Consider the following 15387-nt stretch of genomic DNA (forward strand, 5'->3'; position numbering starts at 1 on the left):
CTCACTCTTTTCCGCACACCCCGCCTTCGCCGCCATCACGATCCTGGTCATGCGTCTTCATCCAAGGCACGTACCAGCGGCCGGGGTCATGTACGAGCGGTCCCCGTCCTGTACCAGGGATCCGGTCGCACGTCCTCGGGCCTGTCCTCGTCCCGTCGCCGGCGGACGTTCTCCGGCGCCGGCGCGGTAAGGAGCGGTACGGCGAATTCGGCGCCGTCAGATGGCGGCGGGCCGGACGCCGGACCTGTCGCGTGCGTGTGGAGCAGGGAGTCCACCGCGCCTGGTGTATCCGGATGGTAACAGTTTGTGCTGAACCGGCCGGTGGTGTGGGCTCTGATCGTCATGATGGGCCGGTGGCGAATCGGCATCGATCCTGGCCGGCGATTCTCGTCGACGTTCTTTTGCTGGCGGCCTTGTGTGCGCTCGTGGTGTACGCGGTCAGGCTCACCTCCTTGGATCAGAAGGCCACGGTCACCGACACGCTGGGTCTGGTGCTCGCCGCGACGGCCAGCGCGGCGTTGATCGTACGGCGCATACGGAGCAGACTCGACCGTGGGGTGACGAACCATGATCAGGAGGAGAGCGCCAAGCAGACACTCGTGGGGGTCGTGTGGCGGGAGTGGTCCGACGAGTCGGTGATCCGCTCGCTCGACTATCCGATTCCGGTGGCGTGGCGGCTCGTCAAGGACCGCCGGCTGGCCGACCACAGGCACCTTGGCGGCATCAAGTTCCCGGACGACGCGGGGGACGACGTCTCCGCGCTCGCGCGAGACTTCATGAAGCTCGACACGTGGCGCCTGGTCGTCACCGGTGATCCCGGTACCGGCAAGAGCACTCTGGCCATGCGGCTCCTGCTCGAACTGTCCGGCAAGAAACGTGACCCGGCGTGGCCGGTGCCGGTACTGCTGTCGCTCTCGGGTTGGGACACCACGCAAAAGGGGGGACTGCGTGCCTGGCTGATCAAGACCTTGGAGCGCGACTACCAGGCCCTGTGGGCGACCGGCCTCGGGACCGGCGCGGCGGACACTCTTGTCACTGGGGGTCACATCCTCCCCATCCTGGACGGACTGGACGAGTTACCGGCCCCGGTCCGGGCCGGTGTCATCAGCGCTCTGGAGACCAGTACAGAGCAGTTCGTCCTCACCTCACGGCTCCAGGAGTTGAGGCAGGCGATCACTGAGCTGGGACGGCCCTTGCCGTGCACGGCCGTCATCGCGCCGAAACCTCTCACGAGGACGATCGCCGAGACCTATCTGCGTGACCGGCTGCCGCCTGAGCCCGGCCCACACTGGGAGAAGTTGCTGAGCGGCCTGCGTACCGGGAAGCCGGCGGCACTGTCACAGATGGCGGGGACGCCGCTCGGCTTGTGGCTCCTGAACGCCGTCTACATCAGGACCGGTGCCGACCCGGCTCCCCTGACAGGCGAACTGGGACGTCAGCACGCCGAGCTGGAAGCCCACCTGTGGGACGGCTACATCCGTGCGCACCTCGCCGCGCGGCCACCCCGTGGCCGTGCGGACGGCCGCTCCGGACTGTCCAGGCTTCAGCCTCGGCATGAGTGGGATCCGGAGCGGACGCTTGACTACCTGCGGCGCCTGGCCGGGACACTCTCCGCACGCGACACCCGTGACCTGGTATGGTGGCGGCTCGGGATGCAGGTGCTCTCGGAGAAGGAGCGCAGGCGGGCGGGGCTGAGGATCTGGGGTTGGATCGGCCTTCTCGGTGGCTTGGTCGCGGCGGTCGGGGGACAGCTCCCATCGGTGGTCACGATTCCGATGGCTTTCGCGTCGGGGGCGGGGACGTGGATCGCCATCCAGAAGGGGTTCACGGACCGACCCGGACGCGTCAGCCTGCGTATGAGGAGCAGGGGAAAGGATCTGACGCGAGTCTTCTCGGTCACGCTGCTGGCCAGGATCGTGCTGGCTGTGCTCTTCGTGGTCGGTGCAGTGCTCGTGGGGGACGCGGGCCCAGGTCTTGCGGTGCGGATCGGCTTGTGGTCGTCCCTCGGGATCGTCCCGGCGTTCCTCTTCGTCGCGTGGGTGCAGCAGCCCACCTCGACGACGGCGCCGATCACGCCGTACGAGACCTGGCGTGCCAGCCGGATCATCGTGATTCTGTGTGTCGCGGTCCCTGGGGTCGTCGCCGGTCTGATCGCGGGGCTGGTGGCCGGGACGGCGAACGGAGCCGGGTTCGGAATCAAGCTGGGGTTGCTGTCCGGTGTCGCCGGCGGGCTCTCCTTCGGATTCACCATGGTCCAGTACGCCGCGTGGCTGGCGTTCGCGGCGACCGCATGGCGCTTGGCGGAGCGCGGTGATTACCCGCACAACCTCATGGGGTTCCTGGACGACGCGCATCGACTGGGATTTCTCCGAGTGGTCGGTCCGGTCTACCAGTTCCGCCACGCGGGCCTGCAGGACCACCTCGCGCGTCCCGAGCGGCTGTGAAGCTTTCAGGGGATCAGGCGGGGTGAGGACGCCGGTAAGGGCCTGCTTACCGAGCTGGGGAAGCTGATCGCGTCCGGGTCGGCGCCGATGGGGGCCGCGGAGGCCGTTCCGCTGTGTACAGGGTCGTGAGTCACAGCGAATGGTGGTGAGCGACCCCCCTCTTTTCTGGCGTGGGGGCTTTCCCTGGTTCTGAGGAGGTCCGGCGTGGTGGTGCGGTGGAGGACGCGGTATCGAGGGATCCTCGCGATGGTCGCGGGGATGGTGGTGTGCGCGGTGGTGGCGGTGGCGGTTCCGGCGATGGCGGCGATGCCGCCGGCGACGTGCCGGGTGACGTATGTGAAGACCTGGGACAGTGGGGGACAGTTCGGGGCCAGTGTCACCATCGAGAATCTGGCGCCGCGGATCACGTCGTGGCGGTTGACGTTCACCTGGCCGGGGAGCCAGCGGGTGGACAACGGATGGTACGCCGCGTGGAGTCAGTCGGGCCGGAACGTGACGGCGGCGAGCCTGCCGTACAACGGGACTCTCGACCAGGGGCAGCGGATCACCCTGGGCTTCAACGGGTCGTACACCGGCGCGAACACCCCACCCACGTCGTTCGCGCTGAACGGGGTCGGCTGCATCGGCCCCAACCCGCCGGTGACCCCGACCCCCACTCCGACACCGACACCGACACCGACACCGACCCCGACCCCCACTCCGACACCGACACCGGCTCCCGGCCGGGTCGGCAATCCGTACGCCGGGGCCGACGGGTACGTCGACCCGGTGTGGTCGGCCGCGGCGGCGGGTGAGCCCGGCGGGGCCGCGGTGGCGCGGAACTCGACCGGTGTGTGGCTGGACCGGGTCTCGCGCATCGCCGGCACGTCCACGGCCCCAGGTCTGCGGACCCACCTGGACGAGGCGGTACGGCAGGACGCCGCGAACGGCGACACGCCGCTCACCGTCCAGGTCGTGCTGAACGACCTGCCTGACCGCAACTGCCTGCGGTACGCGAGCACCGGTGACTTCACCATCGCCGCCGACGGACTGAACCAGTACCGCACCCGGTACGTCGACCCGGTCGCCGCGATCCTCGCCGACCCCGCCTACCGGCGGCTGCGCATCGTCGCGGTGGTCGAGCCCGACTTCCTGCCAGGTCTGATCATGCCGACCGGCACCGTGTACACGATCAACTGTGAGCCGGTCCGCGCGAGCGGCGTCTACCCGCAGGCCGTGCGGTACGCGCTCACCAGGCTGCACGCGATCCCCAACGTGTACACCTACCTCGACGCCTCCAACCACGGCAGGCTCGGCTGGGCCGACAACTTCGGCCCGGCGGCCGAACTGCTCGCGAGCATCGGCGGGGCCACCGGCGGCGCGCCGCCGCTCGTGGACGGCTTCACGGTCAACACCGCCGAATGGGCCGCGCTGACCGAGCCGTACATCTCCCCCTCGATGGTGATCTACGGCATGCCGTTGAAGTACACCCGGTGGATCGACTGGAACGACTACGTCGACGAGCTGTCGTACGCGCGAGCGTTCCGCGACCGGCTGATCGCGGCGGGCTTCCCGCCGAGTATCGGCATGGTGATCGACACCTCGCGCAACGGCTGGGGCGGCCCGGCCAGGCCGGTGGGGCCGAGCACCTCCACCGACATCAACACGTACGTCGACCAATCCCGCGTGGACCGCCGCGTCAGCCTCGCCAACTGGTGCAACCAGACCGGCACCGGGCTCGGCGAACGGCCGCGCGCCGACCCCGCGCCGGGAATCGACGCCTACGCGTGGATCAAACCGCCGGGTGTCTCCGACGGCGCGAGCTCGGCGAGCACCGTACCGAACCCGGAGAACATCCCGTTCGACCAGCGGTGCGACCCGCTGTTCTCCGAACCGCGCGGCGCGTACGTGCCGAGTCAGGCGCTGCCTGAAGCCCCGGTCGAGGGCCAGTGGTTCCCGGCGTTGTTCCGGCAGCTCGTGGCGAACGCCTACCCGCCGCTGTAGGCGGCAGGCGCGGTTCGCATCCGCAGGGACAGCAGCCACCACACGACGAGCTGCACCACGGCGAGCACGAGAGCGAACGGCATCAGCGACCAGACGCCGACGCCTTCGGCGATCGCGCCTGCCATCCAGGGGAACAGCGCGCCGCCGATGACGGACAGGCCGTTCATGACGCCGATGGCGGTGGGGACCAGCCGGGGTTCGATGAGCCCCGGCACCACCGCCATCGCCGTCGGGAACAGCGGCCCGAGGAAGAACCCGAGCAGGACGAACCCGGCGCTCGCCACCGCGCCGGCCGGGGCACCCCAGATGAGCACCGTGCCGGCGGTGACCCCCGCGAGGCAGGCGAACGTCATGGCCAGAGGGCTCAGCCCGAGCCGAGCCGCCAGCGGGCTGATGAGGAACCGGCCCGCCGTCAGCCCGAACCAGTACCCGCTGACGGTGTACCCGGCGATCAGGTGGGCCTGCGCGTGCTCCTCGACCAGCAGTGAGTACCCCCACTGCCCCACACCCATCTCCAGCCCCACATACACCGAAAGGAACACCGAGGCCAGGATCACCGCCGGCATCCGCACCGCCGTGACCAGCAGCCCACCCCGCTTCCCCGTGGTCACCTCCGGCGCGGACACCGTCACCGCGTCGGCCTCCCGTCCTCCCACGGCTTCCCCGGTCTCCCCGGACGGCGGGAACGGCAAGGCACTCCCCACCTCCACCGGCCGGACGTCGTCGACCTCCACCGGCCGGTTGCGCACCTCGTCCCGCTTGCGGGGATAAGCCAGCAAGATCCCGACGAGCAGCGGCACCCCCGCCAGCGCCATGACCAGCCACACCACCGGCCACCGCACGAACCCCAGCATCCAGGCCGCGAGCAGGGGCCCGATCAGAGCCCCCACCCCGAAGAACGCGTGCAGATGGTTCAGCAACGTCGTGGCCGACGGCAGGTCCGCCAGGAAGGCGTTGAGCACCGACTCCATGAGCCCGATCCCGTACCCCACCACGAGCTGCACCAGCACCAACGCGACGAACGGCGGCCGCACCGCCGTGTACAGCGCACCCACCACGAAGATCCCCACCGCCGCCACCAGCGAGACCCGCATGCCGAACCGCTGGATCAACGACCCCGACGTCATCCCCGACGCGAAGAACCCCCCCGAGAAGAAGAAGAACGTGATCCCGATCGTGGCCTTGTCCACGCCGTAGTCACCGATCTGCGCCGGCAGCAACACCCCGCCGACCCCGCCGTTCACCCCCACCAGGATGAACGCGAGATAAGCCAGCCCTACCGGCACCCGCCAAGGCCCACGCCAGACGCTCATCCGTCCCCCAAGAAGCCGTCCGCCGGCCCTCGCACGGCCGGCCGCCGGAGATCATCGCCGATCAGGCGTCGTCATGCTAACGAAGCGGGGCGACCCATGACCAGCGAGATATCACGCGGAGAGCCCAGGTCCTACAGTTTGTGGAGATATGCGAAGGAAGGGGACAGGGTGGCTGGGAGACTGACGAACTGGGCGGGGAATCTGGTGTTCTCGGCTTCGGAGGTGGTACGGCCGGGGTCGGTGGGGGAGCTGGCGGGGGTGGTGGGGCGGGAGAGGTCGGTGCGGGTGCTGGGGAGCGGGCATTCGTTCAATGACGTGGCGGACAGCGAGGGGGTGCTGGTCTCGGTCGCGGGATTGCCGGAGGTCGTGGACGTCGACTCGGCGGCGGGGGTGGTGAAGGTCGCGGCGGGGATGCGGTACGCGGAGGTGGCGCGCAGGCTGGACGAGAAGGGGTTGTCGCTGCACAACATGGCGTCGCTGCCGCACATCTCGGTGGCCGGGTCGGTGGCGACGGGGACGCACGGGTCGGGGGACGGGAACGGGAGTCTCGCCACGGCGGTGGTCGAGGTGGAGATGGTGACGGCGGAGGGGGATGTCGTCACGATCAGGCGGGGGGAGCACGAGGCGTTCGACGGGGCCGTGGTGGCGCTCGGCGCGCTCGGGGTGGTGACGTCGCTGACGCTGGAGGTGGGGCCCTCGTTCCAGGTACGGCAGCAGGTGTTCGAGGGGCTGCCGTTCGAGGCGCTGGACGATCACTTCGACGCCATCATGTCGGGTGCGTACAGCGTGAGCCTTTTCACGCAGTGGCATGGGGACACCGTCGGACAGATCTGGATGAAACGCCGGGACGGTGACCCGGACGTGCCGGAGGACGGCGTCTTCGGCGCGGCCCCCGCCACCGAGCCGCGGCATCCCATCCCCGGAGTGTCCGCCGAGCACTGCACACAGCAGCTCGGCGTCCCCGGGCCGTGGCACGAACGTCTGCCGCACTTCCGGCCCGGTTTCACCCCGAGCGCCGGCGAGGAACTGCAGACCGAGTTCCTGCTGCCGAGGTCCCGCATCCTCCCGGCGCTGCACGCGCTGCGCGCCATCCAGGACCGCATCGCGCCGGTGCTCCAGATCTCCGAGATCCGCACCATGACCGCCGACGACCTGTGGCTGAGCCCGAGCCAGGGCCGCGACACCGTCGGCGTCCACTTCACCTGGATCAAGGACACCGAGGCCGTCATCCCGGTCGTCTCCCTCATCGACGACCACCTCGGCCCGTACGACGCGCGTCCGCACTGGGGCAAGGTGTTCACCACCTCCGCCGAGACGCTGCGGTCCCGGTACGAGCACTGGGACGACTTCCACGGCCTGATGCGGCACCACGACCCGTCGGGGAAGTTCGCCAACGCGTACATCCGGCGTCTGTTCGGAAAAGACTGACCGAGCGGCACCCCTGTGACCAGGGGAGCCGTCGCAGCGTGCTCACTCATGCACCTGATTGAATCTTGTCACCCAAATGCTTGACCGAGTACGGTCCTCAGCCATGAACATGGAAAGAGCGCGTGGCGGAGCGCGCCGCGCGGTCGCCGTGGACGGCAGGGGACGCGCGGCCGAGCGGACCAGGGAACGGATCCTGCAGGCCGCGGTGGAGGAGTTCGGGGCCAAGGGGTACGCCGGTGCGCGGACGGCGGGGATCGCGGCGCGGGCCGGGGTGAACCAGCAGCTCATCTCCTACTACTTCGGTGGCAAGCGCGGGCTGCTCGACGAACTGCGCGCGCGGTGGCGTGAGCAGGAAGGGTCGCTCTCACCTGAGGGGGTCTCGCTCGCGGAGTCGCTCGCGGCGTACATGGACGCAACGCTCGACCGGCCGGACTGGGCCCGGCTGGTCGTGTGGCGGGCCCTCGGCGACGACCCGGGTGAAGGCGCCGAGACCGACGCGGAACGGCGGGCCGCGACGCAGCGCGCCGTGGAGGTGATGCGCGACCGGCAGGAGGCGGGGGAGGTCACGACGTCGGTCACGCCGGAGTTCGCCTTGCTGCTCGCGCACGCGCTGACGTTCGCGCCGATCGCCATGCCGCAGTTCGTGCAGGCGGTCCTCGGTGTCGAGCCGTCATCACCGGAGTACCGCCGCGTCTGCCGCGAGCAGTTGCTCGCTCTGCTCAGCCCGCGTGAGGACAGCCGTGAAGAGAAGGACGAGACGAGGGAACGGCGATGGGACGCGTGACGCCTGGCTGCGGCAAGGCCGTGCTCGTGGTCTAGCGGCTCGGGAGGGTGCCGAGGGTCACGGTGAGGGTGCGGGTGGTGCCGTTGGGGTGGATCAGTTCGACCTGGACCTGGGTGCCGGGTCTGAGGGTGGCGAGGATCTCGGTGAGCGCGGCGGCGGTGGGGGTCGGCGTTCCGTTGATCTTGGTGATGACGTCGCCGGGCCGGATGCCGGCCTTGGCCGCGCCGCCGCCGGGCTCCACCTGCGCCACGCCGACGCCGGCGGGCTGGCCGCTCGGGCCGATGACGGTGTTGACCCGCACGCCGAGCGCGGCCCGGTGGGTGTTGACGACCTTGCCGTGGCGGATGATCTGGTCGGCGATGTCCTTGGCCGTGCTGCTCGGGATGGCGAAACCGATGCCCGGCGCGGTTCCCTCCAACTCCGGCACGATCGCCGCCAGGGTCGGCAGGCCGATGACCTGACCGGCCATGTCGGTGAGCGCGCCGCCGCTGTTGCCGGGGTTGATGGCGGCCGAGGTCTGGATGGCACTGGTGATGGTCGCACCCGGCGACCCCGCGCCTTGCGGCTCGGTCACGGTGCGGCCGAGCGCGGAGATGATGCCGTCGGTCACGCTGCCGGACAGGCCGAGCGGGTTTCCCATGGCGAGCACGAGCTGTCCCACACGCAGGCGGGTGGAGTCGCCGAACGTCGCGGGGGTGAGGCCGCCGGTGTCCTTCACCCGGATCACCGCGAGGTCGCCGAGCGGGTACGACGCGACGAGCCGTGCCTCACGGGCCAGGCCGCCGGACGGCAGCGTGACCTTGAACTCCTTGGCCTGGCCGACGACGTGCGCGTTGGTCAGGATGTGGCCCTGGGAGTCGTACACGATGCCGGAGCCGAGCCCCTTGGAGGTGGTGATCTGCACGATGGACGGCAGCACCTTGGCGATGACCCGCATGTACGCCTGCTCCTGAGGCAGCGGCGCCGCCTGCGGGGGAGTGGCGGTGACGGACGGCGGCGCGGTGGCGGTCCCGTCCAGGGACGGCGGCGCGGTGGCGGTGCTGGTGGCGGCGGGAACGGTGACGAGGCCGCATCCGCCGGTCACGGCCACCAGCAGCCCGGCCGCGGCGGCGCGTCCGGTGAGTCGGATCTGTGGTGCCATGTCCATGGAAAGTGTGATGCCCGGGAGTCCGCGAAGATACGCTGAGTCACGGCCGTCGATCTGTCCGTGTGCTGGTTATTTTTGTTGGACACGGCTTTCAAGGCGTCTAGCTGGGATGATGCCGGTTTGATGCGGGCCGGCGCGCGTCCGGGCCTCTACGATCACGAATTGTGACGTAGTCTGCCGACATGGCGGACGGCACCGGTGACTCCCCCAGCCGACCTGGGCCGGGGCACCCTTCCGCGTACGTTCCCTCCTACGACGCTCCCACCGGGCCGCTGCCCCGGCTGAGCCTGGACGACGCGCTCGCCGGCACTCCCGCCGCCACCTCGCGCCGGGACGCCGCCGCCGAGGCCGACGCCGAGATGGACGCCGAGATGGACGCCGAGACGGCGCAGATCGACGCCGTCCGCATCTGGGCCGCCGACTCGGTCCGCGTCGTCCCCGGCACCGACGCCGGCGAGCAGGACGTGCCTGCCGCAGGCGGCGACGCGAGCGGCACAGCCCCCGACGCCGCCGACCACGCCGACGATGTGGAGGACACCGGCGACACGGTGGACGTGCGGAAGGAACTGGCGGTCCGCCGAGGCGGCTCGGGTGACGCCGCCGACGTCATCAGCGCGTTGAAGGCGGCCCGCGGCGCGGCCCCGGCGGAGCCTCCTGCTCGTGGCCCGGCCCCGGCGGAGCCGCACACTCGTGGCGCGTCCCAGGCGGAGCCCCCCGCTCGTGGCGCGGCGACGATGGAGACTCCTGCCGGTTTCCCGCGCCGCCGTCCGTACGCCGCGCCTGACCGTCCCGCGCCGCGCGGAGGCATCCCGCGGGTCCGCGCCGGTGAGATGCCGGACTGGCCCGAGCCCATCGAGGAAGCGCCGCGTGCCGCCGCGCGGCCTCATAGGAACGGTCCGTTCGCGGGGGTCGTCCAGAAGGTCGGGGACATCCCGATCAGAGTCGTGTACGGCGTATGCGCGGCCATCGTGACCGGCGTCGTCGTCGTGCTCATCTTCGCCTTGTTCGGCGGCGACCGGCCCGAGGACCCCATGCGGGTCAGCCCCGCCGAAGGCGGCGGTCCGCCGGCGTCGGCGACCCCGGCCGAGCCGACGCCGACCCCCATCGCCGTCCCGCCGGTCCCCGAGGCCAAGGACATGACCGTGTTCGACGGCCCCGGCACCCCGGTCGCGTCCTACGTGCTCGACCGCAAGGCGGGCCTGAGCTATCCCCGGTACGCCGGCCCGTGGGCCAAGACCACCCGCGCGTCCTTCTCGGCCGCGCAGAGGGCCGGGCCCGCCACGCCTCCCATGGCGCTGATCGGCTCGGCCCCGCTGCCGGGAAGCCTCGGCAAGCAGCCACAGGTGTACTCCGACTTCCGCAGGCTGGCCGGCCGCGCCGCCAAGTGGACCCTGCGCCACCAGCCGAAGGACGCCAAGTTCTCCTGGACCACGTCGCAGCGGACCCGCAACGGCGTCGGCTGGCTGCTCGGTTACAAGCTGACGTACCGCGTGGACGGCAAGAAGCACACCTCGCAGACGTACGTCATGGTCGTCGCGACCGGCCGCGCGAAGCCCGCCATGCTCTTCGCCACCGTGCCGGACACCCGTCCGGCGCTGTACCGCGACCTCAACATGCTCTTCTGGTCCGCGCGGCCGATCTGAGCCGTCCGGTACCGGCCGCCGGGACCCGCTCGCGCGGCGGGAACGGTAATTTCCCTGTGGAGTCCGACGGTCGCCATGGAAGCATCTTCTAGAATATGGTTCTGTCCACAGTAATGGCACGAACCGCGCGGAGGATGTCATGGCGATCGGGTTGAGTGAGGAGCACGAGGCGCTCCGTGAGTCCGTCACCGGATGGGCGGATCGCAACATCCCCGCCGAGGTGGTCCGCTCGGCGGTGGCCGCGGACACCCACGAGCGGCCGTCGTTCTGGGGAGGCCTCGCCGAGCAGGGACTGCTCGGGCTGCACCTCCCCGAGGAGTACGGCGGCAGCGGGTTCGGGCTGCTCGAGACGGCGGTGGCGGTCGAGGCGCTCGGCGAGCGGATGGCGCCGGGGCCGTACCTGCCGACGGTGCTGGCCTCCGCGGTGGTCCACGCGGCCGACGCCAAGGCGCGTGCCGAGCTGCTGCCGGGGCTCGCCGACGGTTCGCTGACCGGCGCCGTGGCGCTCGGCGGCGCGCTCAGCGGCGCCAGGGACGGCGACGGTGCGCTCACGGTCACCGGCACGGCCGGGTCCGTGCTCGGGGCAGCGCTCGCCGACGTGCTGGTGCTGCCGGTGGACACCGGCAAGGGCCGGGAGTGGGTCGCGCTGAACGCGGACGCCGTGACGGTCACCCCGGTCAGAAGTCTCGACCTCACGCGTGGCGTCGCCACCGTGACGGCCGACGCGGTCGCCGTGCCGTCCGAGCGGGTGCTCGACGGGCTCGGCGGGACCACGGTGCGTGACATCGCCGCCGTGCTGCTCGGCGCCGAGGCGGCCGGTGTCGCCGCGTGGTGCGTGCGGGCCGCTGCCGAGTACGCCAAGGTGCGCGTGCAGTTCGGCAGGCCGATCGGCCAGTTCCAGGGGGTCAAGCACAAGGCCGCACGCATGCTCGTCGCGCTGGAGCAGGCCAGGGCCACCGTCTGGGACGCCACCCGCGCCGGCGGCGAGGAGTTCGGGTACGCGGCGGCGATCGCGGCCGTGATGGCGCCGGACGCCGCCGTCTCCTGCGCCAAGGACGCCATCCAGATCTTCGGCGGCATCGGCTACACCTTCGAGCACGACGCGCACCTGTACTTCCGCCGCGCGCTCACCCTGCGCGCGTTGCTCGGCGCGTCCGCCGAGTGGGCCGACCGGGTGGCCGGTCACGCCTTGTCCGGCGTGACCCGCGAGATGGAGATCGACCTGCCTGAGGACGCCGAGGCCATGCGCGCCGGCATCAGGGACGAGATCGCGCGCGTCGGGGGCCTCGAAGGCAAGGAGCAGAAGCGCGCACTCGCCGCGGAGGGTTTCGTCATGCCGCACCTGCCGCGGCCGTGGGGCAGGGACGCGTCCCCGCTGGAGCAGGTGCTCATCCACCAGGAGTTGCGCGCCGCCAAGGTGCGGCCACCGCAGATGATCATCGGCGCGTGGGTGGTGCCGTCCATCGTCGCCTACGGCACGCCGGCGCAGCAGGAGCGCTTCCTGCCTCCCACGCTCGCCGGCGAGCTGATCTGGTGCCAGCTCTTCAGTGAGCCGGGTGCGGGCTCCGACCTCGCGTCCCTGCAGATGAAGGCCCAGCGGGTCGACGGCGGCTGGCGGCTGAACGGCCAGAAGATCTGGACGTCGGTGGCGCACGTCGCCGAATGGGGCATCTGCATCGCGCGTACCGACACCTCCAGACCCAAGCACGACGGCATCACGTACTTCATCGTGGACATGAAGGCCCCCGGCGTCACCGTGCGGCCGCTCACCGAGATGACCGGTGAGAACCTCTTCAACGAGGTCTTCTTCGACGACGTCTACGTGCCGGACGAGCTGGTGGTCGGCGAGGTGAACGAAGGGTGGCGTGTGGCGCGCAACACGCTGTCCAACGAGCGTGTGTCACTGTCCTCGGGGTCAGGCGGCACGGGATCCTCGGTCCCCGACCTGCTCGGCCTCGCCTCCCGCCTCGACCGCGAGCTGACACCCGCGGAACGGCTGGACCTCGCGGGGGTGGTCTGCGAGGGCCACTCCATCAACGCGCTCAGCCTGCGTGTCACGCTCAAGCAGATCGCCGGCGCCGAGCCGGGTGCGGACGCCTCGGTGCGCAAGTTCCTGTCGACGTCCCACGCGCAGCACGTCGCCGAGTGCGCCGTGACCCTGGTGGGTGCCGCCGCCACGACGGCCGCCGACATGAAGCTCGGCGACGCCGGCTACTGGAACCGCGCCGTGCTCGCCACCCGGGCCATGACGATCTACGGCGGCACCACCGAGGTCCAGCTCAACATCATCGCCGAGCGCCTGCTCGGCCTGCCGCGCGACCCCGAACCCGGCAAATAGTCAGCCGCGGGCCTCCAGCCGTTCGATCCGCGCCACGAGCGGCTGGAGCTCCGCGCGCACGACCGCCTTGAGCGCCTCGGCGGCGGGTGCCTGCGCGGCCCCGGTCTGCGCGCGCAGGTGGACGTAGCCCGCGAGCGCCGCGGTGACGGCGCGGCGGGTGAGCCGCAGGTCGGCCCCGAGGCCGCGCAGCGTCTGGCCGGCCGCGCCGTCGGGCTCGGCGACCAGGCCGAGGAGCAGGTGCTCGCACCCGACGTAGTTGTGTCCGAGGCCGGTGGCCTCGCCGACGGTCAGCTCCAAGGCGGCGGCGGCCTCGGCGCTGAAGTGCCGCGCGGGCTCCCCGGCCCGGCCGGCGTCCCCGGCCGCGTCATCGGCCGCGTCGTCAGCCAGGGCCTCCGCGAGCCGGACCGGGTCGATGTCGATGGCGCGCAGCACGTGGAGCGCGAGGTTGGAGCCCTCGGCGACCATGGCACCCAGCAGGTGCTCGGTGCCGACCGCCGGCGCGCCGGCGGCGCGTGCCTGCTCCACGGCCAGTCTCAGCACGGCCCTGGCGCGCTCGGTGAACTGCGTCAACCGTCCGGTCGGGTCGTCGGCGTCGAGGTTGCCGAACGCCGTCACGCGGATGGCCGTGATGCGCCGCACTGCTTGCTCCAGCGCGCGCTGGCACACCGCGGACACCGGGACACCCGCCTCCTTGACGGCTTCGGCGAGCTCGTCGGGCAGGTAGACATTGATCTTCGGCATGCGAGGTACTCCCTAGGGGGTTACATAGGGGTTATAACCCATCTATACCCCCACTGGGGTTACCTGTCCACAGCACACGGCAGCGCCGCCGTCCTCGTGGGACGGCGGCGCCGGAGAGGGTGGTGCCGGGTTGTGTCCGGGCTAGCCGGTCACAAGGGTCAGGCCGTAGGCCGACAGGGCTTCGCCGACCGGCTGGAAGTAGGTCGTGCCGCCGCTGGAGCAGTTGCCGGACCCGCCGGAGGTCATGCCCTGGGCCTGGTTGCCCGAGATGAAGGAGCCGCCGGAGTCGCCGGGCTCGGCGCAGGCGTTGGTGCGGGTCAGGCCGCTGACCGTGCCCTGCGAGTACCGGACGGTGGCGTTGAGCTGCTGCACCGTGCCGCAGCGCCAGCCGGTGGTGGAGCCGGACCGGCAGATCGAGGAGCCGACACCGGCCACGCTGTAGCCGCGCACGATCACGTTGGAGCTGCCGCTCTTCACCCACGGCTGCGGGGTCCAGTTGCTGTTGACCGCGACCCAGGCGTAGTCGTTGCCGGGGAAGGACGAGCCCTGGAAGGTGCCCTGCGCCACCTGGTTGTACCCGGTGGTGGTGTTGCCGGCGCGGCCGCAGTGGCCGGCGGTCACGAAGCCGGGGGTGCTGCCGCGGCGCACCGAGAAGCCGATGGAGCAGCGCGCCGAGTTGTTGATGTAGTACGCGTCGCCGCCGCGCAGGTCGTAGAACGTCCGCGGGGCCTCCGCCGACTGCTCGACGCGGACGAGGGCCTTGTCGACGCCGCTCGCGCTGATGAAGCCGTCGGCCTCGGCGGGAGCGGAGGACAGCACGACGACGCTGTTGGTCGCCACGTCGACGTACCACGACGGGGCCGACGCCGGCGCGTTCGCGGCGGCCTTGTCGAGCGCGTCCTTGGCGGCGTTCAGGGAGGCCAGGCTGTTCTTGACGACCTGGGCCTTGACGCCGACGCCGGTGATCGACGCGGCGGCGGCCGCGTCGGAGGTCGCCACGGTGAGGGTGGCGGAGGTGGGGCCGCTCAGCCACGAGCCGGCGTAGCTGCCGCCGAGCTTGTCGCGGTAGGAGGCCTCAAGGCCGGCGGCCCTGGCCTCGTTGAGCAGCCGGGACTCGGCCTGCTCCTTGGTGATCCCGAGGTCGCGGCTCATCGCATCGATCATGGTGGGAGCGGGAGCGGCGGTGGTGCCCGACGCGGACGAGGGGGTCCGGTCCGCGAGGGCGGGGGCGGCCATCATGGTGAGGGCACTGACTGCAAGAGCGCATCCGGCGGTGACCGTGCGTCTGCGGAGCATCGGCTCTCCTTGTGTTGGGGGGAGTGCCGTCACCGTAACCCGGCCCGGTGGCCATGGCGGAGCTATCGTTTCACCCCTATCTCCGTGTTATGGCCACCGTTCGCCGATCGTCCTGACTTGTGATCTTTGTCGGCCACACCTTCCGGCTGTCGCGGCGCCGGCACGTGACAGGAGTGCCGCGTGGATGCCAGAAAAGCATGGGATTTTTTTAGAGTGATTTAGCTGGACAAGCTGGGTGATGCCGTGAATATAGGCGTTGCCTCGGCCGGG

10 protein-coding genes are annotated in these 15387 nt (G+C 70.9%); 6 read left to right on the forward strand and 4 right to left on the reverse strand.

The annotated features are described in order from the left end of the window. Positions 1–452 precede the first annotated feature (452 nt). On the forward strand, positions 453–2444 hold the full coding sequence (locus BJ992_RS07670) for an NACHT domain-containing protein (protein WP_184979220.1): 1992 nt from the start codon (positions 453–455) through the stop codon (positions 2442–2444). Between the two features lie 204 nt (positions 2445–2648). Continuing rightward, on the forward strand, positions 2649–4427 hold the full coding sequence (locus tag BJ992_RS07675) for a glycoside hydrolase family 6 protein (protein ID WP_343072542.1): 1779 nt from the start codon (positions 2649–2651) through the stop codon (positions 4425–4427). Here BJ992_RS07675 and BJ992_RS07680 read toward each other — a convergent pair. After that, positions 4412–5740, reverse strand: a complete 1329-nt coding sequence (locus BJ992_RS07680; RefSeq protein WP_184979221.1) for an MFS transporter — start codon at positions 5738–5740, stop codon at positions 4412–4414. The two genes, BJ992_RS07675 and BJ992_RS07680, sit on opposite strands and share 16 nt — an antisense overlap. A 168-nt stretch (positions 5741–5908) precedes the next feature. Here BJ992_RS07680 and BJ992_RS07685 point away from each other — a divergent pair, with 168 nt between their 5' ends. Further along, complete coding sequence (locus tag BJ992_RS07685; protein ID WP_343072543.1) at positions 5909–7168, forward strand: D-arabinono-1,4-lactone oxidase; 1260 nt, start codon at positions 5909–5911, stop codon at positions 7166–7168. A 103-nt stretch (positions 7169–7271) separates the two neighbouring features. Further along, complete coding sequence (locus BJ992_RS07690; RefSeq protein ID WP_221474725.1) at positions 7272–7952, forward strand: TetR family transcriptional regulator; 681 nt, start codon at positions 7272–7274, stop codon at positions 7950–7952. A 31-nt stretch (positions 7953–7983) separates the two neighbouring features. Here the strand turns inward: BJ992_RS07690 and BJ992_RS07695 are convergent, their stop codons facing one another. Further along, positions 7984–9093, reverse strand: coding sequence for a S1C family serine protease (locus BJ992_RS07695; RefSeq protein WP_184979223.1), 1110 nt, complete (start codon positions 9091–9093; stop codon positions 7984–7986). A 188-nt stretch (positions 9094–9281) separates the two neighbouring features. Here BJ992_RS07695 and BJ992_RS07700 point away from each other — a divergent pair, with 188 nt between their 5' ends. Continuing rightward, positions 9282–10742: a hypothetical protein gene (locus BJ992_RS07700; protein WP_184979224.1), complete on the forward strand. Its 1461-nt coding sequence runs from the start codon at positions 9282–9284 to the stop codon at positions 10740–10742. 139 nt (positions 10743–10881) lie between these two features. After that, positions 10882–13080: an acyl-CoA dehydrogenase family protein gene (locus tag BJ992_RS07705; protein WP_184979225.1), complete on the forward strand. Its 2199-nt coding sequence runs from the start codon at positions 10882–10884 to the stop codon at positions 13078–13080. Here BJ992_RS07705 and BJ992_RS07710 read toward each other — a convergent pair whose 3' ends face one another. Both BJ992_RS07710 and BJ992_RS07715 read right to left on the reverse strand, forming a co-directional pair. Then, the gene (locus BJ992_RS07710) at positions 13081–13821 is read right to left on the reverse strand and encodes a Clp protease N-terminal domain-containing protein (protein ID WP_184979226.1); all 741 of its coding nucleotides are present in this window, start codon (positions 13819–13821) and stop codon (positions 13081–13083) included. A gap of 141 nt (positions 13822–13962) precedes the next feature. Beyond that, a complete protein-coding gene (locus tag BJ992_RS07715) occupies positions 13963–15117 on the reverse strand; it encodes a S1 family peptidase (RefSeq protein ID WP_184979227.1) in 1155 nt (384 codons plus the stop codon). Positions 15118–15387: the final 270 nt, after the last annotated feature.

The sequence above is a fragment of the Sphaerisporangium rubeum genome (genome assembly GCF_014207705.1).
Taxonomy (GTDB): domain Bacteria; phylum Actinomycetota; class Actinomycetes; order Streptosporangiales; family Streptosporangiaceae; genus Sphaerisporangium; species Sphaerisporangium rubeum.

What these genes read in the sequence shown, in the direction of transcription:
- BJ992_RS07695 (WP_184979223.1), bottom strand. Translation starts at nt 9,093, where the DNA reads ATGGCACCACAGATCCGACTCACCGGACGCGCCGCCGCGGCCGGGCTG.
- BJ992_RS07705 (WP_184979225.1), top strand. Translation starts at nt 10,882, where the DNA reads ATGGCGATCGGGTTGAGTGAGGAGCACGAGGCGCTCCGTGAGTCCGTC.
- BJ992_RS07680 (WP_184979221.1), bottom strand. Translation starts at nt 5,740, where the DNA reads ATGAGCGTCTGGCGTGGGCCTTGGCGGGTGCCGGTAGGGCTGGCTTAT.
- BJ992_RS07710 (WP_184979226.1), bottom strand. Translation starts at nt 13,821, where the DNA reads ATGCCGAAGATCAATGTCTACCTGCCCGACGAGCTCGCCGAAGCCGTC.
- BJ992_RS07690 (WP_221474725.1), top strand. Translation starts at nt 7,272, where the DNA reads ATGAACATGGAAAGAGCGCGTGGCGGAGCGCGCCGCGCGGTCGCCGTG.
- BJ992_RS07700 (WP_184979224.1), top strand. Translation starts at nt 9,282, where the DNA reads ATGGCGGACGGCACCGGTGACTCCCCCAGCCGACCTGGGCCGGGGCAC.
- BJ992_RS07715 (WP_184979227.1), bottom strand. Translation starts at nt 15,117, where the DNA reads ATGCTCCGCAGACGCACGGTCACCGCCGGATGCGCTCTTGCAGTCAGT.